Source organism: Listeria goaensis (assembly GCF_900186125.1).
GTDB classification, from domain to species: Bacteria; Bacillota; Bacilli; order Lactobacillales; family Listeriaceae; genus Listeria; species Listeria goaensis.
Window position 1 is genome coordinate 120950 of sequence record NZ_FYBQ01000002.1, and the last position, 22849, is coordinate 143798.

Genomic DNA, 22849 nt, shown 5'->3' on the forward strand with positions numbered 1-22849 from the left:
TTAAATTTCGATAATGACTTGCGCGGCGGCTGAACGGCCTGTGTGCGTGATGCTCACGAAAACTCGCTCGCCCGGTATTTGCGGCTTCAAAAGCTGCGGTTCGCCGCTTTCTCCTGTTAAAATTTCAACGTCGAGAAAACTTAACTCCTTGCCAAATCCAGTGCCATTTGCTTTGGCGTATGCCTCTTTTGCAGAAAATCGTCCCGCTAAAAATTCCACTTGGCGTCCGCCTGTAAATGTGTGGTACAAATTTTGTTCCTCCGCGGTTAAAATGCGTTCAACAAAACGCGGATTTTGTTCGACTGCGCGCTGAATTCGTTCTAGGTCAATCATGTCGAGCCCAATACCTTTAATCAATCGTTTCCACCTCATTCAAAAGTCTGTTTGCACCTAGTTCTGCTCCCCGAATACAATCTGGGATTCCTACACCATTATAGCTCATTCCAGCGAATTCAACACGCGGATAGTTTGCCGCCAAGTTCTGTTTGAATGCGCTAAGGCGCTCAATATGTCCAACATCGTATTGCGGCATGGCGTGGTTCATTCGACTGACCTCTGCAAAAAGTGGCGTTTCCGTAAGGTTCATCATTTTTTTATAGTTGTTTAAAACAATAGCGGTTAGTTCTGCGTCACTCTTCTCTGCGACTAAATTTTCGCCTGATTTCCCGACGAAACCGCGGAGGAGCATCTTGCCATCCGGCACCATGTGCGGCCATTTTTTATGTACCCACGTGCAGGCGGTCGTTTCGTCATTTCCGGTTCGTGCGACGAGGTAGCCAGTTCCTTCTGGCAAATTGGCGCGACTGGCATTTTCGTATGCGATGGAAACGGTAGCGAGCGTTGTGAGCGGTCTATTTTGAAATGGCGCGGTCGTTTCCGCGTCTAGAAGCGTGACGAGCGCATCATGTGTTGCGGCGATTAAAATGGCATCAGCCTCTTCGGTCGTTCCATCGGAAAATTCCACCGCATAGCTACTGCCTCGTTTCGAAATGTGAGTAGCCTGCTTGTTCGCGTGCAGCCGTTCAGTCGGCAGCTTGCGCAAAAGTTCCGCTGGCAATTCAGATAAGCCACCAGAGAGCGTGCGAAAAGCCCCAATTGTATTTTTCGTGCCAGTCGTACTCATCTTCGCGTCACTCGGCGTCTTTAGCCCTTCCATCAAACTCCCAGCTTTCAAAATCGCCTGCTCGAATTGTGGGAACGTCGCGCGTAAGCTCATCTCATAAATATTCCCCGCGTAAATCCCCGAAAGTAGTGGCTCCACCAAACGTTTAACGAGCTCATGGCCGAATCTCGCCTCAAAAAATTCACCTAACGAGACGTCTTTTGAAGCGGACTCATATGGCAGGGTTTTCTCCAAAATCGCTCTTTCTTTCCCCGCTGCCGTCAACAAACTACTCGCAAGAAGTGCCTGTTCATCAGTCGGAATGCCCATCACAGAGCCTTCTGGGATTGGGTGCAGCCGTCCTTCGTTAAAAATATATGAGCGCCCCGTCGCGTTCGCAATCAGCTTGTCCGCTAGCCCGAGCTCATGCACTAATTCTACTCCCGCCGGTTTTCTGGCTAAAAAGGAGTCTGGCCCTTTTTCAATTAAAAAGCCGTCCCGTTTCACTGTTTCAAATTTCCCGCCAAACGTTTCAGCCTGCTCATACAAATCCCAAGCTACGTCTTCACGTTTGCTTTTTTCTATCGTATACGCCGCAGTGAGCCCTGAAAGCCCGCCACCAATAATTAAAATCCGTTTCAAATCCAATCCGCCCCTTCATGTAAGTTTCCACGTCTATTTTAGCACAAAAAAGCATCCCCTTTAAACAAGAGAATGCCAAATTGCTTACTTCTTCGTCGTCCGGTAACGGAGTGGCTGAACAAAAGCGCCAAAAAGCCCAGCAAAATCCCATTAAAAATAGAATCTGCCAGACTTTCATCAAATTGGGTCGAGTATCCGCTCTAAAAATTGTTTGGTGCGTGTTTCTTTCGGGTTTTTGAAAAATTCGTTTGGTTCGCCTTTTTCAACGACAACGCCGCCGTCCATGAAGACTACTTGATTCGCCACGTGTTCTGCGAATTTAAGTTCATGCGTCACAACAATCATCGTCCAGCCTTCTGCGGCAAGTTCCTTCATAACGCGAAGCACATCGCCTACAAGTTCAGGGTCAAGCGCTGAGGTCGGTTCATCAAACAATAATAACTTCGGCTTCATCGCGAGTGCTCTTGCAATGCCCACACGTTGCTCTTGCCCACCAGAAAGTTCATATGGATATTGGTTCGCCTGCGCCTCTAAATTCACTTTTTTAAGTAGCGCGAGCGCCGCATCACGAGCCGTTTGCTTATCCGTCTTCAACACTTGAACAGGGCCTTCCATCACATTTTCAAGCGCAGTTTTATGCGGAAAAAGATTGTAACTTTGGAACACCATCGATGACTCGCGGCGCACATCTGCAATTTGTTTTTTTGTTAGCTTTTTGGAAAAATCAACGGTCAAGTCATCAAAACGGAGGACTCCTTCTTCCGGAACCTCAAGCGCGTTTAGCGAGCGCAAAAATGTAGTTTTGCCAGAGCCAGACGGCCCAATGATGACCGTTACACTTCCTTTTTCAACAGCTAAATCGATGCCTTTTAGCACTTCGTTTTCGCCAAATTTCTTATGAACGTTTTTTGCTTCCACATACATATTAGACGCCTCCTTACTTTGCAACATAGCGGTCTAGCCTTTTCTCCAAGCGATTTTGAATCCCGGATAAAAAGACACAAAGAATCCAGTATAGTAGCCCTGCTTCCATATAAATCAGTAAAAATTCATAACTTGTCGCAGCAATTTCTTGTGCCTTCCGAAAAAGTTCAGAAACGAGCACAAGCGAGGCGAGTGACGTATCTTTTACAAGACTAATAAACGTATTCGAAAGTGGCGGCACGGACACTCGTGCGGCTTGCGGAATGATAATCCGAAACAGAGTTTGACTGTAGTTCATCCCAATTGTGTAGCCTGCTTCCCACTGTCCTTTTGGGACGGATTGAATGGAACCGCGCACAATTTCTGCAGCGTAACCTCCGACGTTCAGTGAAAAAGCAATGACCGCAGCTAGGAAGGGATCAAATTTTAATCCAATCGTAGGTAAGCCATAAAAAATCACGAAAAGTTGCACGAGAAGCGGCGTTCCGCGAATGATTGACACGTAAGCGCGCCCTAATCCTCGCAATACTTTTGAACTGGATAGACGGCAAAGTGCGATGAAAAGCGCGATGACCATACCGATAATAAATGAAATTAGCGCAAGCGGAATTGTATATTCAATTCCGCCTTTCACCATCGGCCAAAACGCTTCTTTTAGCACATCCCAGTTCAAATTATTAAACGAGATTTCCCCGAGACTAATTGGTAACATCTTCACCAAACCATTTTTCGGAAATCTTTTGTAATGTGCCGTCTTCTTTCATCGCTTTAATTTCCTTATCAAATGGCGCTTTTAACCCTGTATCTTTACGAAAAGCGAAAGCAGAGCTGCTCGTTTCTTGATCGAGTTCGGCAGCAATTTTAATATCTTTATCGCCCGTTTCTTGAATATAATCTAAAACCGCAAGTTTGTCATTGACCGTTGCGTCTACGCGCCCTTGTTTAATGAGCTCAAGCGACTGCGCTAGCCCTTCCACGGACTGAATATCTGCATTCGCATCTTTTGCGATTTGGCCATAGTTACTGGTTAAACTTTGGGCTACTTTGACGCCTTTTAAATCATCAATCGATTGAATCGAATCATTATCCTTAGCGGTCACAATAACGGCCGTGCTTTTCGAGTATGGCAGTGACAAATCATATTTCTTTTCACGTTCGGCGTTAATCCCAACTTGGTTGGCAATCACATCAAAACGCGATGCATTTAATCCAGCGAACATCGAGTCCCACTGAGTTTCTTCAAATTTCGTTTTAATGCCTAAACGTTTAGCTACTTCATTAATCACATCAATATCATAACCGGTTAATTTATTCGTTTTACTATCATGAAAAGTGAATGGACGATAAGTTCCTTCCGTTCCGACAGTGATCACACCATCTTTTTTCACTTGATCATAGATTGAATCATCAGCTGATTTTGAATCGCCCCCGTCTGAACTCGAGCAAGCTACAAGAACCACAGCAAGAAGAGATGTAAATAAAACGGCAAGTAATTTTTTCATTTTGAAACGCTCCTTTTTTGTGTCAGACCTTCAGAAAATCAAACTATTCCGATTTAAATAGAAGGGATTGACTTCATACATAAATTGATTTTAGCAATTCTGTGTTCATTTTAGGTAAATTTCCTATTTTTTGCAAGCAAATCGACTTACCAAAGATAAGTGCGCGGCTCGCCATATAAAAAAAGCTAAAGCAATTAGGCTTTAGCTCTCAGGGCGATACCAGGCGTATAGTTCAGTTGTTTGTTCGTCGCCTAAATAGCGCAGGTAGGCGGCTGTACTGCTGTTACCGGATTTAATCGCGATTTGGATATGGTTGGTTTTGCTTTTTGCCATCCACACACTTTGGCGTACGTGCATCGCTTGAATGCGTTCTTTGCGAACTAGATGCGATGTTTTAGACAGAAACGGTCTGGATCTAAAAAGAACGGTTCCGCTTGCAAAATGAAATCCCGTGGCGCGGTAGCTAAGAATGGCTTTTAGTACGGCTAGAGCCGGTAAAATGAGTGCGATGAAGCCAAGTGGATAAAACAGCACGCTTGCTACGATGGCCGGAATGATGGTCCAGATGAAATAAATCCAGATGAAGCGTTTTAAGCTTGATTTTGGCGCATTTTTTAGCGCCTCATTCGGCACATGATATTGCGGGAGCACGTCTTGAATGATTGTTAGTGCTTCTTTTTTCTTCATAATCGGGAGCATTAAAATATCGCCTGAATGTTCCTTGTCGCCAGAACTTCCTGCTGTAATTAGTTTGACGGCAACTAAACCGAGCATTTGGCGAAAAGGCGATTCGGTGATGATGACACCTTGAATTCGCTCCAAGCGGATAGTCGTGTGATTTCGTTGCAGCAAGCCCTTTTCAATTTCCAAATGATTCTCAAATTGTTTTAACTTAAACTGGAAATATTTAAACAGCGTAGCAACAATCGAAACGCCCCACATGATAAGCAGCGCTAAAATGGCGAGAATGACAAACATGAACACGCCTAACTTGACGATTTGATCATAGCTTTCGGAAATCAGGTCATCTGGTATCACTTCTTGAAATTGGCCAAATAAAGCTAGCAAAATCACAAAACCGCCGAGCACCCCACTTGAAGTGACTGCCATCAGCAGCAATTGGTTCGTTTTCAGCGTGATCGTTTGAATGGGCTTCTCCGATTCTTTTATTTTCGGAACATCAAACGGATTTTCCAAATTGTTCTCTTCTATTGTAGTAGCTTCTTCGCGTTTTCCTTCGCGTAAATCGCGCAATTCAGTGGCCACACTTTTTGGAACCGCGGATAAGTCACCTTCTGCTTTTCCTTTCGTGCCAGCCGTTTCAATTAGAATTTGCGTCACATTAAATGGTATGTAGAAAAACCATTGCTTCTCTTGAATCGTTTGAATTCTTTCATAAGGAATATAAATATTTTTCCGAAACACGAAACCATATTTAATCCGAATTCCTTCCGCTTCAAGCGTATAGCGATATGTCATATACTTAAGAAACGCAGGTGCCAAAATAAGTAAGGCCAGTAAAATTAGTATTAAAACTAAGAGCCACATTGGCAAAAAACCATTGTTTCGAATCGCCTGAAATGCCGAGAAAAAACCAACGAAGATTGGAACAATATTTTGTCTAACGTTCACAATGATTTCTTTAATAAGCGCAATCGGATGGAGTTTTCTTTCCTCAAACATCTTCTTTCGCCACCTTTACAAGCTCTAAGATGTGATGGCGCAGCTCATCCGAAATCGAGGCGTTGACTGCTTCAATCACGTGAGCTCCCGCTGCTGTTGTAATGGAAAGCGACACCAAATTTTGCATACGTAAAAGTGGTCCTTGCGCTGTTTCGACGTGCTGAATCCGAATCATCGGAATTAAAACGCGGCTTCTGAAAATGATGCCGTGTTGGATTTCAATTTCATCATGACGAATTTGGTAGCTCCACCTTTTCCATCTATACGGGATAAGGAATAGATAGCAAAATAAAAAGTATGCTAATGTTACCGAAAAGCCAATTAAACTGAATCCAAGATTTATATTTGAGAAATAAAAAACAGTGAAAAGCGCGACAGAAATAAGTAATAAAATGGCACCGTTAATCCCATACGTTTGACGCCATACCGTTTTAATTTCTGGCGGTAACTGTTTTTCCAATTGTTTTAGTTCCACTAAAGCCCCTCCTTTTTATTTCATCATACTGTATTTTAGTTTACAATAAAAGACTTTATTCATGGTTTGTTCATAATTTTGTGCTATTATGAATTTACAAACCATTCTAGGGGGTTTTAGAATGCGAAAAAAAGCTAATTTATTTGTTGTTTCGGTCGTCGTTTTTGCTGTATTTTGCTGGGTTGCCCCGCTTGCGAAAGCCGCACCAGTACCAGAATCCGAGATTACATACTCGGCAAAAACGTCCGAAGAACTTTCCGATATGTTTTTAATTGATGACTATACATTTGATTCACCATACGTCGTTATGAATACGAAAAATCAAGCAACTGTGATGTTTGGTACAACTTCCGAGGTGAAAATCGCGTATTCTTTTCAAAACAAGAAAATGACTGGGCAATCCTTCACAGAAAGTCATCAATTTACGATTTCTAATTTAAAACCGGGTGAAAATCATATTTCGCTAGAAAGCACCGACAAGAACGGGCAAATTCAAACGGCAACATTAACGATTAAAGTTCCTATTGAAAATACCCACTCTAAGAAAAAATGGTCCTATTTATCCTTTAAAAATCTTGCTGCAACACGAGAAATTGAACAACATGATTAGAAACCATCTTCATGCACTTAATAAAAGCCTTGTCGGACGAGCCGACAAGGCTTTTTCATTCTATAATCTCTTTAAATTTCACACGTTTATTAATAAAATACATAATCGGAATGCCAATTCCCATCACTGTCAGTTCGCCAATTGCGCACGTTAACCATGTGAAGAAAAATGGTAATCCAAATGCTAGATGTAGTTCAAAGGCGATGATGAACATTGTGAAGGAAAAGACGAGCGTGTTTACAATCATGCGCCAAATCGTTCCCTTTACGTATTTCATGATGCCGAACATCAAGAGCATCGTTATGACAGATTGCCCTACGCCAAAGACTAAATCATACCAGCCAAGTGGCGAATATAAATTTGTGATGAGCACGCCAAGCGCGATTCCCCAAAAATATTTTTTACTGAATACAATTAGATGGTTGAACAATTCTGGCACCCTGAACTGGATGGCGCCAAACGCTATCGGCTGAATTAAAAAGCCCACAATAACGTACAGTGCAGCCACGATGGCGTTAGCCGTGATTAATTTTATTTTCATTGTTTTCGCTCCCTAGTTTTTTTACGTAGGATGGTTTCGAACTACGTGTTTATCAAACTATATCATTATAGCTTAGTTCATTCGTAAAGGAAAGACTTATTTTTTTCAAAAAAAGAAGATTTTTCTCTTGCATTTTCTGAAAATGGGTTTATAATCAATATAGACTTTAAATATCCATGATGGATATCGGATATCCCTAAAGTACTTTTGAACAAAATCGAGGTGAACATGATGAAACTCACAAAGGGTCTGGAGCAGGCCGTTTGCATTATTACACTCTTGTCAACGCAGGATAACCGGGCACCGCTCGCATCGGACGCGATTAGCGAACGTCTACTTGTCTCTCCTTCTTACTTAAAAAAAATCATGCGTAAACTAGTTGTGAAAAACATTATCAGGTCCGTTCCTGGAAATAACGGTGGTTTCTTTTTGGCAAGAAGTCCCGAGCAAATCAGTTTATTCGAGATTGTTGAAGCTGTTGAGGGCGAGACAAATTCGTACCCCAATAGCGGGTTGATTAAAACTGTGTTTGGTGACATCCGAAAAGAAGCAGCAGAAAAAGGCGAGACGATTTTAACACATGCGTTTAGCGCAGCGGATCAAGTGTGGAAAGACGCGCTTAAAAAGCAAACTGTGGCCGACTTACTTTTAGAAACACTTGGACGTGACAAACTTCCATATACGAACTGGAATGAAATTAACCCCGAATTACATTTTTAAGATTGGTGATGATAGTAGTGTTTAAAAACGAATGGAAACGACTGTTTAATAATAAAATTTTACTTATTTCTTCCATCGTTATTTTGTTTATTCCGATTTTATACGGCGCATTTTTCTTAAAATCCGTTTGGGATCCATACGGTAAAACTGGCGATTTGCCTGTTGCCGTTGTGAATCACGACGAGCCTGTAAATTATGAAGGAAAAACGCTTGAGGTCGGCGATGAACTCGTAAGTAACTTAAAGAAAAATAATGACTTAGATTGGAATTTCGTAAGTGCAAGCGAAGCAGAAAAAGGACTAGATAATGGAAAATACTACATGATTGTCACAATTCCTAAAGACTTCTCCAAAAATGCTTCCACTATCCTAGATGATAATCCAAAAAAAATGGATTTAACGTATAAAATTAATCCTTCACAAAACTACATCGGTGAAGTCGTCACGCAACAAGGCGCAAATCAACTCAAAAATGAAGTTGCAACAAGCGTCACTAAAGAATATGCCAAAAGTGTTTTTGCCAAAATTAAAGAAGTTGGCGCAGGCATGACAGAAGCAGCGGACGGCGCGCAAAAACTAAATGACGGCGCTAGCAAGCTTTCTGACGGCAACAAAACGATTACGGAAAACTTAAACAAACTCGCAAAAAGCACGCTTACGTTTAAAAACGGGGCGGAGAGCGCAAATGACGGGGCAGCAAAACTACAAGACGGCGCTGACCAAATTAATGTCGCTGTTGGGCAAGCAATTGGTGGCGCTGGTAAACTGACAGATGGCGCGAACAAAATCGCAAATGGCGCAAATGATTTAAATAGCGGACAAAGTACCTTCAGTGGCAAATTGAATCAATATACAAATGGCGTAAGCCAGTCGGCTGATGGAACCGCACAACTGTATCCGGCGATGAGCCAACTAAACGGCGGCTTAGGTCAGCTACAAGGACAACTTCCTGCATTATCAGGCGGCGTTAACCAATTAGCTAGCGGCCAAAAAGACTTAAATAGCGGCATCAGCCAATTGGTATCAGGACTTGACCAAGCCGCACAAAATGTAGAAGCAAGCATTAAAGAAGGCAACTCTACAGAAACACAAAATAACATTAAAGCATTAGAAACAGGCGTGGCCGAGCTCGAAGCTGGCATCGCACAACTGAATGCAAATGTTAATGCGACCGGAACTGGCGACAACAATGCACTCTCCAAACAATTAACCACACTGAAATCCGGCCTCGAAACATTAAAACTAAGCAACACATCTTCCTACGATTCCGCCATCGATCAAGGTGTCAACCAAGCCATTCAACAAGCCGGAATCGATCCCAACTCAGAAGAAGCGCGCACAATTATCGCAGCGGCTAAGCAAGGCGCGAAAGCAGGCGCTAGTAGCGTGAATACCGCGCAAAACCAAGAAATCGACAAAGCGCTAACACAAATCACGAATTCACTTCCATCTATGAAAGCATTATCCGAAGGCATCGCAGAGCTAAACGGCGGAGCACCAAAAGTAACAGCAGGCGTCAACACGCTTACTACCTCCACACAAAACTCGCTTGCCAAAATGCAAACTCTTGCTGATGGATTAAATCAATTAAAAGCAGGTGCAGTGAAAGCGGAAAGCGGCAGCACACAACTTGTTAGCGGTACAAGTCAGTTACAAGCAAAAGTACCAACCCTTTCAAACGGCGTAAACAAGTTGTCAGATGGGTCACAGCAAATCACAACGGGGCTTGGCAGTCTAAACGGTGGGCTCCAAACTTTATCCCGCAACAACGGAGCATTAAACGGCGCTAGTGCGCAATTAGCAGCTGGTTCTGCCACCCTTTCAAACGGTGCGAACGCACTAAGCGGCGGACTCAATCAACTTTCCGCACAGCTACCAACACTTCACGCTGGAACAAATGCACTCTCAAACGGCCTTACCTCGCTAAGTGGCGGCATCGCACAACTTTCTAGTGGGGCCGGTCAAATTAGTGACGGGTCACAGCAACTGGCAGACGGCTCAGAAACACTTGGCGCCGGTTTAAACCAAGTTGGTGATGGTTCAAAAGAGCTTTCCGAAAAACTCGGTGACGGCGCAGAGCAAGTGAACGACACGAAGGCAACCGACAAAACATTCAACATGTTCGCAACCCCAACAAAACTTTCTGAGGAAAAAATTAGCGAAGTTCCAAACTACGGCCATGGTTTAGCGCCATACGTCTTGTCACTTGGGCTTTATGTGGGCGCATTAGTATTTAACTTCATCTTCCCAATCCGTCGCCCTTCGATGACGCCAACAAGCGGTCTATCGTGGTGGTTCAGCAAATTCTCGATTGGCTTTGTTGCTGCGGTTTTACAAGCTATTATTTTAGATGTCATTATGCTCATGCTCGGCCTTGGGGTCGAAAATCTCGCCCAGTTCATCACGATTTCTATTCTTACTTCACTCACATACATGTTCCTCGTGATGTTCCTTGCAATGAGTTTCGGAAATCCAGGTCGCTTCATTGCGATGGTACTACTCGTCTTGCAACTCGGTGGTGCTGGCGGTACATTCCCAATGCCACTCACCAACTCATTCTTTAACTTTATTCACCCGTTCCTTCCAATGTCCTACTCCGTTTACGGATTTAGACAAGCCATCTCTGCTGGGTTAGGAAATACGGTATTTGTGCATAGCGCCATTATCCTGTTCGTCATCTTCATCGCGTTCAACCTCCTACTAATTGGCACAATGTATTTAAGAAAAAACAAACGATTTAAAACAGACAGCCAAAGTTTAATTGAACAAGAAGCGTAAGTTAAAAACCCACATGATCTTATAAAAAATCCTGTGGGTTTTGCTATTATTCCTTTTTGAAATAACCTTCAAACCTGAAAGATTCGTTCAAATAATTCAGCATCCGCCGCTTTCATTTCGTTAGCAATGATATTTTGCCTAAAAATAGTAATGGTGCATGGAATAACAGTGATATAACAATACTTCGCAAAAAAACAGAGGCAAACCAGCCTCTGTTTTCAATGTGTAAAACCATACGTCTTCTTGTCGCCCTTATCATGGTACAAAATTCGCGCCTCGTTTAGCTCTGCGATTGCATCATTAAAATCCACCACAAGTTCTTCTGCCATGTTGAAACCTAAATCCGCCCGGCAAACATAACGCTGGATTACCGTGTCATTCATCGCGCTTGGTAGCGGATACGCCGGAACTTGCCAACCTTTCATCAGTAACCGGTCCGCCAGATCATATAGCGTCCACGATACGTCTGCATCGTCCTTTAGCTTATAGCAGACAATTGGGATATTTTCACCATCGTTATAAATTTCAAATAAACCCGTTTTGCTTATCTCTTTTGATAAAAAGAGCGCTACCTTTTTGGTTCGTTCATGGATTTCCCGATAGCCGCTAAACCCAAACCGCAAGAAATTGTAATATTGCCCAATGATTTGACTCGCGCTCCGCGAAAAATTAATCGCCATTGTAGGCATTTTGCCGCCTAGATAGCTCACTTCAAACACCAACTCTTTCGGCAAATATTCCTTGCTGCGCCAAGCAATCCATCCCACGCCCGGATAAACAAGACCATATTTATGTCCCGATGTATTAATCGACACAACATTGGGCAAACGAAAATCCCATTCCAATTCCGGGTCAACAAACGGCGTAAACATCGCCCCACTCGCCCCGTCTACGTGAATTACGAGCTCATGCTCATGTGTTTTATTATACACACTCACAATACGATCCAGCTCCCGAATGTCATCAAACTTCCCTGTATACGTAATCCCCAAAATCCCAACAATACCAATCGTATATTCGTCCACATAGTCCAAAACCTTTTCTGTATCGATGCTTAAATGAGCTGCGTCCATCGGCACTTCCCGCATTTCAATATCCCAGTACACACAAAATTTTTCCCAGCAAACCTGATAACCTGACGAAATCACCAAATTTGGTTTTTGGCGCATCACATCAAGCCCGCGTTTCAAAGCCAAATTGCGCCATCTGAATTTCATCGCCATTCCACCAAGCATGCAGGCCTCACTAGACCCCACCGTCGAAGTTCCCATATACGTTTCACTACGCGGCGCATTCCAAAGGTCCGCCAAAATGTTCACACAGCGGTTTTCAATTTCCGCGGTTTGCGGATATTCCGACTTATCAATCGCATTCTTCTCTAGCGTTTCCGCCATCAAGCGCTCTGCTTCGGGCTCCATATACGTTTGGCAAAACGTCGCCAAATTTTGTCTAGCATTTCCTTCATCAATCAGTTGATCTTTCACGAGCTGATAAGCAATCCGCGGCTCCATGCCATCTTCAGCCATTTTGTATTTCGAAATCGTTTTTCCCTCTTCCTCCGAACCAAAAATCGGCACTTCATAACGCCGTTCCTTCTTATCTTTCTCACCGTATAACATAAAGGCGTACCTCCTTTTCTTATCTGTTTACAGGTACCCTGAAATCAAAGAAAAAAACCACCTGCCAAGTGCAGATGGTTTTGAAATGTTATTTCGATTTTTTATAGTTGCCTTTGCTTCCGCCACCAGAGCGTTCGCTGTTTGGACGACGGTCACGGCTGCCGCTGCTGGAACCACGACGACCTTTTCCGCTGTTGTTACGATCACGGTAGCCGCCTTTTCCACCTCCACGGTAGTTTCCGCCTTTACCTTTTCCGCCGCCACCTTTTCCACCATAACGTGATGGAAGAGGACGCTCTTCAGTAATATGAACCGGCGTTTGATCTGGTTCTTTCGCAAGCATTTTCAGCATAGCTGCTGCGATGTCTGTTGCATCATATTTTTCAAGTAACTCACTAGCTACAGCTTTATAATCTGCAAGGTTTTCTTCTGTCACGATTTCAGTGATTTTCTCAGTCGCCACGCGAAGTTGACCTGCAAATGCTTCATCCCAAGTTGGTGGCTTAAGAGGTTGCATGCGTTTTTTCGTTGTTTGTTCAACCGTACGAAGGTAACCCATTTCACGCGGTTGAACGAAAGTAATTGCCATACCTTCTTTACCAGCACGACCAGTACGTCCAATACGGTGAACATAACTTTCAGGGTCTTGCGGGATATCATAGTTATAAACGTGTGTCACACCAGAAATATCGAGTCCACGCGCAGCAACATCTGTCGCTACTAAAACGTCGATTTTTCCTTCTTTAAACTTACGCAAGACACTCATACGTTTCGCTTGTGTTAAATCACCGTGAATGCCTTCTGCAACATATCCGCGCATGTCTAGCGCTCTTGAAAGCTCGTCTACGCGGCGTTTCGTACGTCCGAAAACAATCGCAAGTTCAGGGGACTGTACGTCAAGAAGACGACTTAAAACATCAAATTTTTCTTTTTCATGAACTTTAATAAAGAACTGTTCAATTAAAAGAGCTGTCATTTCTTTTGCTTTAATGCGAACCATTTCTGGCTCATGCATAAAGCGTTCACCTATACGACGAATTGGGTCAGGCATTGTGGCAGAGAATAATAGCGTTTGGCGTTCGCTTGGTACTTCTTTCAAAATCGACTCAATATCGTCGATGAAGCCCATGTTAAGCATTTCGTCCGCTTCGTCAAGCACAAGCGTTTGTACGTTATCAAGCTTCAAAGTGCGACGGTTAATATGGTCTAAAATCCGACCAGGTGTACCGACAACAATTTGAGGTTTCTTTTTAAGCGATCGAATTTGACGACTGATGTCCGAGCCACCATAAACGGCAAGAACACGTACATGTTTGTCATAGCTTAATTTGTATAGCTCCTCCGAAACTTGAATCGCTAATTCACGCGTTGGCGCAATGATAAGCGCTTGAACGTCACCATTTTTTTGGTCAATTTTTTGGATCATCGGCAGACCAAATGCCGCTGTTTTCCCTGTACCAGTTTGCGCTTGTCCAATTAAATCTTTTCCTGCTAACCCAATTGGAATGGTTTTTTCTTGAATTGGCGTCGCCTCTTCAAACCCCATACGCTCTACTGATTTCACAATTTTTTCGTCCAGACCGAACTCTGAAAACTTTGTCAATGTCATTTCTCCTTTACCTAATTAAAGTTTGGTAGGAGAGCTTTATTTTCTCATCTACATGTTTCCAAACGAATATTTTAATGAAAATAAACGTTCTAAGTTTCATTTTATGGCATAAAAAAATTGATTTCATCATCAATGCCACTCTGCACCTTCCAAAAATGTTATTAAAATAACAAATTCGATGCACATAAATAAAAAAAGCCCTCATAATTATCACTAGGCCGTAAATTTTAACCTAATAAACTTCCATCTTACATTTTAACACGTATTTTTGTTATTTTCAATGTGAAAGGAATATTTCTACCCCAATTTCGCGAATAAAAATATAGAAAGCGCTTTAAACATACGGAAATGAAACTTTTGCCAAATCTTCAGTTTGATTGTGCGTAATCCGTTTTGTTTTGCTTCCTCCATAAAATGAGGATTTGCCTTTAGACAAACCCTCTTGAAATTATCCTTTTTTTAAAAAACTAAATAACGCTTCAAATAATTGCTCGCTTTCACTATCCTGACAAATGAAGTGGCCAGATTCATTTAGTAGCAGCAACTCTTTTTCCGATTGAATCGTATCCATTAGAAACTGCATGCTTGATTCAGCGGGAATCATTTCGTCTTTTGCACCTTGGGCGATAAATGTCGGCACCTCAATGTGTTCAAAAACAGGTTTGGCGTGTGTCACCATTTTCGCGAGTTGCATTTTAGATTGATTTGGCACATCCGTAAGCCGTTTAAAATAGCGACTTAGCATGGAATCTGGTTTATTCGCCTTTTCGGAAACAAAATCGGGCCAGTCTAAATAGTTGGCGGACGTGCTCAGCAAACCGAGTTTTTTCACTTCGGGATGATGTCTTGTCAGCCAGCCCGCTAGAAGACCGCCAGAGCCAAAGCCGATGATATACACTTCTTCGTCCTCTTTGAGCAATTGCGTCAAGATACTTTCAATGAAAACATGCCAATCTAGGAACGTCGCATTTTTTAAAAAATGAGCTCGGTTTTGACCTGGGAAAGTGGGCGTTAAAACATCCCAATCGGTGTTTTTCTTTAAAAAATCGCTTAACGGCTTGATTTCATCGGGTGTACCAGTATAGCTATGGATACACAAACTTGCTACCATTCTTGTCAACTCCTGTTTTGTAGTTACCGCATATTACCCTATCATAAGTTTTTCTACGATATCTTTCAAGCCCATTCCGTAAGAACCTTTGACCAGTAGCCACTCACTCCCGTCGAGATTTTCGAGAACGGCTTCCTGAAGCGCTTCTTTTGTTTTAAAATAATGGATTTTTTCTTGACCAATTTGTTTGGCGGCCGCTTCGCAAAAAGCAGACATCGCGTCACCGTAAGCAAAAACCGCATCAATACTTCCTTGTAAAATGGCGCCTGATTCGCGGTGGAAACGTTCCGAGTCATCGCCAAGTTCCAGCATATCCGCCACTAAAATCTTTTTCGACTTGCCTTCAGAATCCATGTGCATAAACGTATTCAAAACCGCATTTAACGCCGTCGGGCTCGAATTGTATGCATCGTTTAAAATTTTCGTTCCATTTGGTGCCGCGAGCCATTCCAGGCGACTTTTTGAACGCTCCATCGTGCTAAGCGCCGCCTGAACTTCCTCACTCGAAATGGCAAGCGTTTTAGCCGCCAAGATAACGGCCATCGTATTAAACACATTATGCTCCCCAATGATGGGTACAAAAATCGGCGTATCAGAAGCAAAATTAGTTGTAAACGAAGTGCCGTCTGGCTTTGTATCAATTGTGAGCGGATAAATTGTTGCCGTCTTTTCGCGCCCAAAGGTTGCCGTCTTAAACGCCTCAGCAGCATCAAGGTATTTATCTATTAACACCTCTTCATTCGGGTAAATGAGCATCCCATTTTCCTTCAAACCAGCAGTAATCTCTAATTTCGCTTTGGCAATTTCATCGCGTGAACCTAAATATTCAATGTGCGCCTCCCCGATGTTCGTAATGATCGCCACATCTGGTTGCGCGATTAAGGAAAGCTTTTCAATTTCATGGCGATGGTTCATGCCCATTTCCAAAATCGCCACTTCGGTTTCTTCCGGCATCGTTAAAATTGTATATGGCAGTCCTATATGATTATTGAAATTCCCTTTCGTCGCATGTACGCGGTATTTCGAGCTGAAAATCGCATTCGCAATATCTTTCGTCGTCGTTTTCCCGTTGCTGCCTGTAATCGCAAGAACAGTCGGTTTTACTTCCGTCAAATAAGCTTTCGCTAACTCTTGTAAAGCTAAAAGCGTATCGTCCACAATCATAATCGGGAAATCCGTTGGCGGGTGTGGCACATCTTTCTGCCAAAAGGCCGCAGCAGCACCAAGTTCAATCGCCTGTTTAACAAACGTATGCCCATCACGCGTATCGCCAACAAAAGGAATAAACAAGTCGCCCTTTTTAATCTGTCTTGTATCAAAGCAAATGCCGGTAATAAGCGTGTCGTCAAACGCCGCATCGTTTTCAACAGCAATCAGCTTTGCAATTTGTCCAATCGTTTTTTTCATTTCAAATCGCTTCTCCCATAAAAAGCAGTTTGCAAGAAAGTCAAACTGCTTTGCCTATTTTAATCCTCTAAACTGTGTTTTAATTTATTCTTCACGCCGTAACGCTCCAGCGCCAGTTCCACGAGCTGCTCAATCAACTTATCGTATGGCAAACCGCTCGCCTGCCACAATAACGGGTACATGCTAACCGGCGTAAATCCTGGCATCGTATTCACTTCGTTTAAATAAATTTCCTGATTGTCTGTCACGAAAAAGTCAGCGCGCACAAGACCACTTCCGTCAATCCCTAAGAAGGCTTGAACCGCATAGCTCTTAAGCTTTGCAAGCACATCCTCCGACACTTCAGCCGGAATGACAAGCGTCGTATCATTATCTTGATATTTTGCTTTATAATCGTAAAAACTCGAATCAGCACCTTTTGGTAAAATCTCGCCAGGTACGGAGCATACAGGCATATCGTTCCCGAGCACCGCGATTTCGATTTCGCGTGCCACAACACCTTGTTCCACAACAACACGACGATCGTATAAAAACGCCTCTTCCATTGCGGCAACAAGTTCTTGTCTGTTCGTCGCCTTACTAATTCCCACGCTCGAACCTAAATTTGCTGGTTTAACAAACATTGGGTAGACAAGCGCTTCTTCCATGTCAGTGACCATTTCTTCTTTGTAGTCGCGCCAATCAATTTGTCTAACAGCGACCGCTGGAAGTTGCGGAATGCCACCGTCTGCAAAGACTTTCTTCATAACAATTTTGTCCATCGCAGAAGCCGATGCTAGAACGCCGTTGCCAACGTAAGGAACATTTAAGACTTCAAGCAAGCCTTGAACCGTACCGTCCTCCCCGTTTGGCCCATGCAAAAGTGGGAATACAACGAGATTTTCTGTTTCATCTGAAATCGCCGCCGGACTAACCGCATATCCCGTTGAAACTTCGCCTTCTTTTCCAGCAAGCTCGCATGCATCTGCTGGCGCAAACCGCAATTGTTCACTAAAAGTAAGTTTATCTGTAATTTCTGGACCGTTAATCCATTTGCCGTCATTTGTTATGTATATCGGGATCGCTTCAAATTTATTTAAATCGAGTGCATTAATGACCGAAAAAGCCGTCCGAATCGACACTTCATGCTCAGCTGATTTCCCGCCGTACAACAATATTAATTTTGTTTTCAAAATAACCCCTCCGAAACTTGAATTTCTGTAGTCTATTTTACCATGTTTTAGACAGATTAAAAGGAATTTCTTTTAAAATCCAAACAAAGAAAGAAGCAATGGCTTCTTTCTTTGTTTGGATTTATACGCCAGAGGTTAATTTGAGTCCGATAACTCCGGCGATAATCATCGTAATAAAAAGCAATTTTAGTGTGCTTTTGCGTTCTTTGAAGAGAATCATTCCGGCTAGCACACTTCCAACTGCGCCGATTCCAGTCCAAATGGCGTAGCCTGTTCCAATTGGGATTGTTTTTAACGATAAGGAAAGCAGAAAAAAGCTAGCTGCCATAAATAGGATTGTTAAAATCGAGTATTTTACATTTTTAAAGCCATTAGAGAACTTCATTGTAATAACAAAGGCCATTTCACAAACTCCAGCGATAAACAAAAAAAGCCACTCCATCCTAGCTCTCCTCCTTCCCGTCAACTAATTTTAAGCCAATAATGCCCGAAATAAGCACGAGCAGCGAAATAATTTTCCAGAACCCCGCTGTTTCGTTTAAAAAGAGCATCCCGATAAGCGCCGTACCCGCAGCACCGATTCCGGTAAAAACAGCATACGCCGTCCCAATTGGAATCTCTTTCATTGATTTCGCAAACAATTCAAAGCTAATAATAAGAAAAATAATTGTGATTGAACTCCATCCTGACACTGTAAAGCCATGTGATTCTTTAAGACCAAATGCCCAAACAATTTCCGAAAGTCCTGCTAAAATTAGGTAAAACCACGCCAATTTATTGCCCTCCTTCTGCTATCAGTAAACATAACGTATCAAATGCTGATGCACGTCTTTTTTCAAATTCGACTAGGTCATATAATCCATGTTCCACGCTTAAACCGTCAATTAGGCAATAAAACATATGAATCCATCTTTCTTTCGCTTTTTCCGTCATGTTCAGTTCGTTTAAAAAGGTGCCGATGACTTCAAAACTGAACGTTTCATAACTTGCGGTTTCTTGATTCAAGTTTACTTTCAAGCTCGCCGGTGGAAAATAAACGGATCTTTGGAAGAATTTTTTCACTTCTGGGTATGTTTCAAAATCCGTTACCTCATAAAATATGGCTTTAAAATATTCTTCAAGTGACTCATAGTCCTCTTTGTTTCGCTCTTTAAAGCTACTCATACCAATTTGAATGACTTCCCGATAAATCGCCATGTAAAGCGCTTCTTTTGATTCAAAATGGGCATAAATTGATGGCGTTTTAATTCCTGCTTCTTTCGCAATTTCAGAAAGTGCTGTTCCGTCATACCCTTTTTCGGCAAATAAATGAAGTGCCGCATGCATTAATTTTTCCTTTGACATTAGGAAACCTCCTTAACTAACGTTCGTTAGTTTTATAATAACAAAAAATAGATTGAAAGTAAAGTTCAATCTATTTTTCAAGACAAGTCCATTCATTTTTCTTTAAATCATATACTAAATGCGCAACCGTTTGCGCATAGGAAAGTTCCTCGCCGCCAGTATGTAACAATTCCATCATGTCCTCATCAAGTCCGAAGCCAATTGGAATGCGTACTTGTGACCTTGTTTTTTCCGCCATAGAAAAGGCAATGCAAGCCCCTTCTTTAAAGTAATCTGCAAAACGTTTCAGCAAATCAATCGGTGGATTAGGAACATATTTGCGTTTATTTAATGTTAAAAACGTTTTTTCATTTAAAATTAAAGCCGTTTTTTTCGAAATAACTGCGCTTAGAACCGCGTAAAAGTGGTTCATATTTCGGTAATACGTCTTATTATAACGGCCATCTTTTTTAGTCAAATAAACGAAATTGTTTTGTAATTTATAATAAAATGGCGAACGCAAATGTCTTCCCGTATGCGCCAAATAAAGCATTTCTGCTACTTCTTGTGGTGAAAGTTGGTTGACTAAATCAATATCTTCAAAATCAATCCAGCAAAGTTCGCCAAATTTTTGCCCCTGACTATTTTGCAACTGTTGTAAGTCGTGCGATTCTAGATAATCAAAAGCAGTATGTGCATTGTAGGAAGAATCTTTTATATGATGTTTAATTAGCAAAATATTGTCAGGCGGAAACGTTACCCCTTGCATGAAATCACAAAAAGTAATGCCACTCGTGACGACGTTGTTAATGACATTGTCCATATGTATATAAATAGATTTTTGATTAAATGTTTCTTTTTTCATCAACTATTCCTCATTCTATACTTTTTTCGGATAACCGCCGTATAAAACTATAATACACCATTTTTAGCCAATTTGTATAACAATACAACCAAATCTACATCACTATATCATTACAAACCCTTTAAAAAGCCATTTCGCTTGTAAAACTTTAAAAAATCTTAAAAAAAAAGCTTTTCAAACCTAAGCGGATTAAAAAGCCATTCTTTCAATTTTCCTTAACGCAGTCCTAATTTTACATTAGGCATTTGTTTCACTTTTAAAGCTTTCCAAATATCGTTACGCGATTTCGTTTTTTCAACGATAATACCTTTTTGTTCTAAATCTCGAATGATTTTATTAAGTTCTGTATGGCTCTCTCTCATATAAGACCACTCCGTTCCCAAAAATAAGTTTTCATTCACATCTTTTTCTCTTTATTCTCACTTTACCATAAATGTAAACATAAAAATAGCCCTATTTTGTATTTTCACGTAAAATAAATTACCATTTTTTAAAGAAAGCGATTAAAAAACGAATTTTATATGGAAATCTATTCTAATCATTAAGCTTTTTTGACAAAAAAAAGATTGGTGCTTGCACCAATCTTTTATAGAACCTTATCAAGAAAACTAATCGTACGTTCATGTTGCGGTGAGTCGAAAATGGCTTCTGGCTTTCCTTCTTCTACAATGTAACCACCGTCCATGAAGATTACCCGGTCGCCGACTTCACGTGCGAAGCCCATTTCGTGTGTGACTACGAGCATGGTCATACCTTCTTTTGCCAAATCTTTCATTACATTTAGCACTTCCCCGACCATTTCTGGGTCAAGGGCTGAAGTGGGCTCATCAAACAGCATGATGTCGGGATTCATGGCAAGTGCTCGCGCAATCGCCACACGTTGTTTTTGTCCACCTGATAGTTGACTTGGATAGCTTGTTTCTTTGTCAGATAGGCCAACACGGTTGAGTAAGTCACGCCCTAACGTTTCTGCTTCACTTTTCGTTTTCTTTTTCAATTCGACGGGGGCGAATGTAATATTTTCTAGCACGGTTTTATGTGGGAATAAATTGAAGTGTTGAAAAACCATGCCGATGTTTTCGCGCACTTTATTAATGTCGGTTTGTTTGTCGGTTAAATCAAAATCATCCACGACAATTTTACCGCTGTTGATTTCTTCTAATTGATTCATGCAACGTAAAAAAGTACTTTTTCCAGAACCAGAAGGACCAATCACACACACGACTTCGCCTTCTGCTACTTCAAGGTCAATTCCTTTTAGTACTTCGTTATTTCCGAAACTCTTTTTTAAAGCTGTTATTTTTAATTTCGTCATTTTGAAAGTCTCCTTTCAAGCACATTAGAGAGTTTAGTGAGTAGCGTGATGACGATGAGGTACATGATCGCGACAACTAACCAAATTCCCGATGTTTCAAATGTGCGGGCAATAATGATTTTACCTGATTGTGTCAGTTCAACAATTCCGATGACGCTCATGATAGATGTATCTTTCAATGTGATTACGAATTGATTGATGAAGCTTGGAACCATGACGCGCACCGCTTGCGGTAAAATGATTTTCATCATCGATTTTCCGTACGGGATACCTAGCGAGCGTGCTGCTTCCATTTGTCCTTTATCGACAGCTAAAATACCACCGCGAATAATTTCCGTAATATATGCTCCGGCGTTCAAGCTGAGTGTCAACACGGCCGCCAAGTTCGGATCCATTTTAAAGCCAAATGCTTGTGGAATTCCGAAGTAGATGAAGAATGCGAGTACGATAAGCGGAATGCCTCGGAAAATATCTACGTAAACTGTTGCAATACCTCGTAAGAATTTACTGCGACTTACTTTCAAGAAACCGAAGAGGAGTCCTAGTAGTGCAGCAAAAAACAGCGAAATAAAGGTTAATTTAATCGTATTCCAAAGCCCTAGAAGTAACGCTGGCATGCTCGCCATGAGCGTGTCCCAAAACGAATCTTTCTCAACATCAGAGCCGATGTATTTATCTAAAATCTCATCGTATGTTCCGTCTGCACGAATGTTTGTTAAACCTTGGTTAAATTTCGCGAGCAATTCGGGGTTTTGACCTTTTTTTACGGCAAATCCGTACTGAGCGCCGCTTTCCTTTTCAGTTACGATTTTTAGACCGTTACCCACTTTGACACCGTAGGCAAGTACGGGGTAGTCATCAAACGCAGCGGCTGAATTGCCGGTTTTAACGTCCTCGTACATACTTGCGGAATCATCAAATGGTACTAGCGTGTAGCCATATTTGTCTTTATTTTTTTCTGCAAAAGCATAGCCTTCCGTACCTGTTTTAACGGCTACTTTTTGTCCTTTTAAGTCTTTGTACGATTGGATGTCGTCATTGTCTTTTTTTATTGCCATGACTACACCGGAATCGAAATATGGGTCTGAGAAATCAAACTTCTGTTTGCGTTCGTCTGTGATACTCATACCAGCAATAACGCCGTCTACTTGATTTCCTTCAAGCGCTTGAACGGCTGCATTGAAGCCCATTGGTTTAACTGTATATGTAAAACCTTGGTCTTTCGCGACTGCTTTTAGGATATCCATATCAATCCCAATCAGTTCACCTTTTTTATTTTGGAATTCAAACGGCGCGAAAGTTTCGTCCGTTGCAATCTCATAATCGACATCCGCAGCATGCGCTGGTGTTAAAAAACCACTGAACACGAATGCAAATACGAATAGAATAGGTAACAAAAATTTAATTCGTTTCATTATATCCTCCCTTGTGTAACAAATGACTGTTGGAAGC

At 41.9% G+C, this 22849-nt stretch carries 23 protein-coding genes and 1 riboswitch; of the genes, 3 read left to right on the plus strand and 20 right to left on the minus strand.

Translation table 11 applies throughout. The annotated features are described in order from the left end of the window. The 7 genes from acpS to CFT42_RS03185 form a co-directional block, all read right to left on the minus strand. Positions 1 to 357: a holo-ACP synthase gene (acpS, locus tag CFT42_RS03155; RefSeq protein WP_088809190.1), complete on the minus strand. Its 357-nt coding sequence runs from the start codon at positions 355 to 357 to the stop codon at positions 1 to 3. Next, the gene (gene hemG / locus CFT42_RS03160) at positions 350 to 1744 is read right to left on the minus strand and encodes a protoporphyrinogen oxidase (protein ID WP_088815350.1); all 1395 of its coding nucleotides are present in this window, start codon (positions 1742 to 1744) and stop codon (positions 350 to 352) included. Before hemG ends, acpS begins: the two co-directional genes overlap by 8 nt. 177 nt (positions 1745 to 1921) lie before the next feature. Further along, the gene (locus CFT42_RS03165; protein WP_088815351.1) at positions 1922 to 2668 is read right to left on the minus strand and encodes an amino acid ABC transporter ATP-binding protein; all 747 of its coding nucleotides are present in this window, start codon (positions 2666 to 2668) and stop codon (positions 1922 to 1924) included. Between the two features lie 13 nt (positions 2669 to 2681). Then, positions 2682 to 3380: an amino acid ABC transporter permease gene (locus tag CFT42_RS03170; RefSeq protein ID WP_088809193.1), complete on the minus strand. Its 699-nt coding sequence runs from the start codon at positions 3378 to 3380 to the stop codon at positions 2682 to 2684. Beyond that, positions 3367 to 4170 (minus strand): amino acid ABC transporter substrate-binding protein, encoded by an 804-nt coding sequence (locus CFT42_RS03175; protein ID WP_088815352.1) that lies wholly within the window; start codon positions 4168 to 4170, stop codon positions 3367 to 3369. The genes CFT42_RS03170 and CFT42_RS03175 overlap by 14 nt, the downstream gene beginning before the upstream one ends. A 201-nt stretch (positions 4171 to 4371) precedes the next feature. Next, entirely contained in the window at positions 4372 to 5853 is a 1482-nt protein-coding gene (locus CFT42_RS03180; RefSeq protein WP_088815353.1) for a PH domain-containing protein, read from the minus strand. Further along, the gene (locus CFT42_RS03185; protein ID WP_088809196.1) at positions 5846 to 6328 is read right to left on the minus strand and encodes a PH domain-containing protein; all 483 of its coding nucleotides are present in this window, start codon (positions 6326 to 6328) and stop codon (positions 5846 to 5848) included. The genes CFT42_RS03180 and CFT42_RS03185 overlap by 8 nt, the downstream gene beginning before the upstream one ends. A gap of 121 nt (positions 6329 to 6449) precedes the next feature. On the opposite strand from CFT42_RS03185, the gene CFT42_RS03190 reads away from it, so the two are divergent. Further along, the gene (locus CFT42_RS03190) at positions 6450 to 6938 is read left to right on the plus strand and encodes a hypothetical protein (RefSeq protein ID WP_088809197.1); all 489 of its coding nucleotides are present in this window, start codon (positions 6450 to 6452) and stop codon (positions 6936 to 6938) included. A gap of 55 nt (positions 6939 to 6993) precedes the next feature. On the opposite strand, the gene CFT42_RS03195 is transcribed toward CFT42_RS03190, so the two are convergent. Further along, complete coding sequence (locus CFT42_RS03195) at positions 6994 to 7479, minus strand: QueT transporter family protein (RefSeq protein WP_088809198.1); 486 nt, start codon at positions 7477 to 7479, stop codon at positions 6994 to 6996. A 6-nt stretch (positions 7480 to 7485) separates the two neighbouring features. Then, positions 7486 to 7530: riboswitch (PreQ1 riboswitch) on the minus strand. Positions 7531 to 7710: 180 nt separating this feature from the next. Between CFT42_RS03195 and CFT42_RS03200 the strand changes: the two genes are divergently transcribed. Continuing rightward, positions 7711 to 8199, plus strand: a complete 489-nt coding sequence (locus tag CFT42_RS03200) for an RrF2 family transcriptional regulator (protein ID WP_088809199.1) — start codon at positions 7711 to 7713, stop codon at positions 8197 to 8199. 8 nt (positions 8200 to 8207) lie between these two features. Further along, positions 8208 to 10976, plus strand: a complete 2769-nt coding sequence (locus CFT42_RS03205) for a YhgE/Pip family protein (protein ID WP_369821458.1) — start codon at positions 8208 to 8210, stop codon at positions 10974 to 10976. Between the two features lie 218 nt (positions 10977 to 11194). Here the strand turns inward: CFT42_RS03205 and gad are convergent, their stop codons facing one another. The 12 genes from gad to CFT42_RS03265 all read right to left on the minus strand — a co-directional run bounded on the left by gad (position 11195) and on the right by CFT42_RS03265 (position 22812). Continuing rightward, positions 11195 to 12595 (minus strand): glutamate decarboxylase, encoded by a 1401-nt coding sequence (gad, locus tag CFT42_RS03210; protein WP_088815355.1) that lies wholly within the window; start codon positions 12593 to 12595, stop codon positions 11195 to 11197. Between the two features lie 88 nt (positions 12596 to 12683). Further along, entirely contained in the window at positions 12684 to 14198 is a 1515-nt protein-coding gene (cshA, locus tag CFT42_RS03215; RefSeq protein ID WP_088809202.1) for a degradosome RNA helicase CshA, read from the minus strand. Between the two features lie 454 nt (positions 14199 to 14652). Beyond that, positions 14653 to 15315 carry an alpha/beta hydrolase gene (locus tag CFT42_RS03220; protein WP_088815356.1) on the minus strand — a complete coding sequence of 221 codons (663 nt, stop codon included), beginning with the start codon at positions 15313 to 15315 and terminating at the stop codon, positions 14653 to 14655. A 33-nt stretch (positions 15316 to 15348) separates the two neighbouring features. Then, on the minus strand, positions 15349 to 16722 hold the full coding sequence (locus tag CFT42_RS03225) for a UDP-N-acetylmuramoyl-tripeptide--D-alanyl-D-alanine ligase (RefSeq protein ID WP_088815357.1): 1374 nt from the start codon (positions 16720 to 16722) through the stop codon (positions 15349 to 15351). 59 nt (positions 16723 to 16781) lie between these two features. Further along, positions 16782 to 17894, minus strand: a complete 1113-nt coding sequence (locus CFT42_RS03230) for a D-alanine--D-alanine ligase (RefSeq protein ID WP_088815358.1) — start codon at positions 17892 to 17894, stop codon at positions 16782 to 16784. A 121-nt stretch (positions 17895 to 18015) separates the two neighbouring features. Continuing rightward, positions 18016 to 18336: a DMT family transporter gene (locus CFT42_RS03235; RefSeq protein ID WP_088809206.1), complete on the minus strand. Its 321-nt coding sequence runs from the start codon at positions 18334 to 18336 to the stop codon at positions 18016 to 18018. Between the two features lies 1 nt (position 18337). Beyond that, positions 18338 to 18667 (minus strand): DMT family transporter, encoded by a 330-nt coding sequence (locus CFT42_RS03240; protein ID WP_088815359.1) that lies wholly within the window; start codon positions 18665 to 18667, stop codon positions 18338 to 18340. A 1-nt stretch (position 18668) separates the two neighbouring features. Further along, positions 18669 to 19238 (minus strand): TetR/AcrR family transcriptional regulator, encoded by a 570-nt coding sequence (locus CFT42_RS03245; RefSeq protein WP_088809208.1) that lies wholly within the window; start codon positions 19236 to 19238, stop codon positions 18669 to 18671. Positions 19239 to 19308: 70 nt separating this feature from the next. Beyond that, positions 19309 to 20082, minus strand: a complete 774-nt coding sequence (locus CFT42_RS03250; protein ID WP_088815360.1) for a hypothetical protein — start codon at positions 20080 to 20082, stop codon at positions 19309 to 19311. Positions 20083 to 20297: 215 nt separating this feature from the next. Then, complete coding sequence (locus tag CFT42_RS03255) at positions 20298 to 20444, minus strand: Lmo0850 family protein (protein WP_088809449.1); 147 nt, start codon at positions 20442 to 20444, stop codon at positions 20298 to 20300. A gap of 224 nt (positions 20445 to 20668) precedes the next feature. After that, entirely contained in the window at positions 20669 to 21397 is a 729-nt protein-coding gene (locus CFT42_RS03260) for an amino acid ABC transporter ATP-binding protein (RefSeq protein ID WP_088809210.1), read from the minus strand. Then, complete coding sequence (locus tag CFT42_RS03265) at positions 21394 to 22812, minus strand: amino acid ABC transporter substrate-binding protein/permease (protein WP_088815361.1); 1419 nt, start codon at positions 22810 to 22812, stop codon at positions 21394 to 21396. Before CFT42_RS03265 ends, CFT42_RS03260 begins: the two co-directional genes overlap by 4 nt. Positions 22813 to 22849: the final 37 nt, after the last annotated feature.

Coding starts and splice junctions, on each gene's coding strand:
- CFT42_RS03245 (WP_088809208.1), bottom strand. CDS start 19,238: ATGTCAAAGGAAAAATTAATGCATGCGGCACTTCATTTATTTGCCGAA.
- CFT42_RS03165 (WP_088815351.1), bottom strand. CDS start 2,668: ATGTATGTGGAAGCAAAAAACGTTCATAAGAAATTTGGCGAAAACGAA.
- gad (WP_088815355.1), bottom strand. CDS start 12,595: ATGTTATACGGTGAGAAAGATAAGAAGGAACGGCGTTATGAAGTGCCG.
- CFT42_RS03260 (WP_088809210.1), bottom strand. CDS start 21,397: ATGACGAAATTAAAAATAACAGCTTTAAAAAAGAGTTTCGGAAATAAC.
- CFT42_RS03195 (WP_088809198.1), bottom strand. CDS start 7,479: ATGAAAATAAAATTAATCACGGCTAACGCCATCGTGGCTGCACTGTAC.
- CFT42_RS03255 (WP_088809449.1), bottom strand. CDS start 20,444: ATGAGAGAGAGCCATACAGAACTTAATAAAATCATTCGAGATTTAGAA.
- CFT42_RS03170 (WP_088809193.1), bottom strand. CDS start 3,380: ATGTTACCAATTAGTCTCGGGGAAATCTCGTTTAATAATTTGAACTGG.
- CFT42_RS03265 (WP_088815361.1), bottom strand. CDS start 22,812: ATGAAACGAATTAAATTTTTGTTACCTATTCTATTCGTATTTGCATTC.
- CFT42_RS03190 (WP_088809197.1), top strand. CDS start 6,450: ATGCGAAAAAAAGCTAATTTATTTGTTGTTTCGGTCGTCGTTTTTGCT.
- CFT42_RS03180 (WP_088815353.1), bottom strand. CDS start 5,853: ATGTTTGAGGAAAGAAAACTCCATCCGATTGCGCTTATTAAAGAAATC.
- CFT42_RS03225 (WP_088815357.1), bottom strand. CDS start 16,722: ATGAAAAAAACGATTGGACAAATTGCAAAGCTGATTGCTGTTGAAAAC.
- CFT42_RS03205 (WP_369821458.1), top strand. CDS start 8,208: ATGATAGTAGTGTTTAAAAACGAATGGAAACGACTGTTTAATAATAAA.
- CFT42_RS03175 (WP_088815352.1), bottom strand. CDS start 4,170: ATGAAAAAATTACTTGCCGTTTTATTTACATCTCTTCTTGCTGTGGTT.
- CFT42_RS03200 (WP_088809199.1), top strand. CDS start 7,711: ATGAAACTCACAAAGGGTCTGGAGCAGGCCGTTTGCATTATTACACTC.
- CFT42_RS03250 (WP_088815360.1), bottom strand. CDS start 20,082: ATGAAAAAAGAAACATTTAATCAAAAATCTATTTATATACATATGGAC.
- CFT42_RS03220 (WP_088815356.1), bottom strand. CDS start 15,315: ATGGTAGCAAGTTTGTGTATCCATAGCTATACTGGTACACCCGATGAA.
- CFT42_RS03235 (WP_088809206.1), bottom strand. CDS start 18,336: ATGGAGTGGCTTTTTTTGTTTATCGCTGGAGTTTGTGAAATGGCCTTT.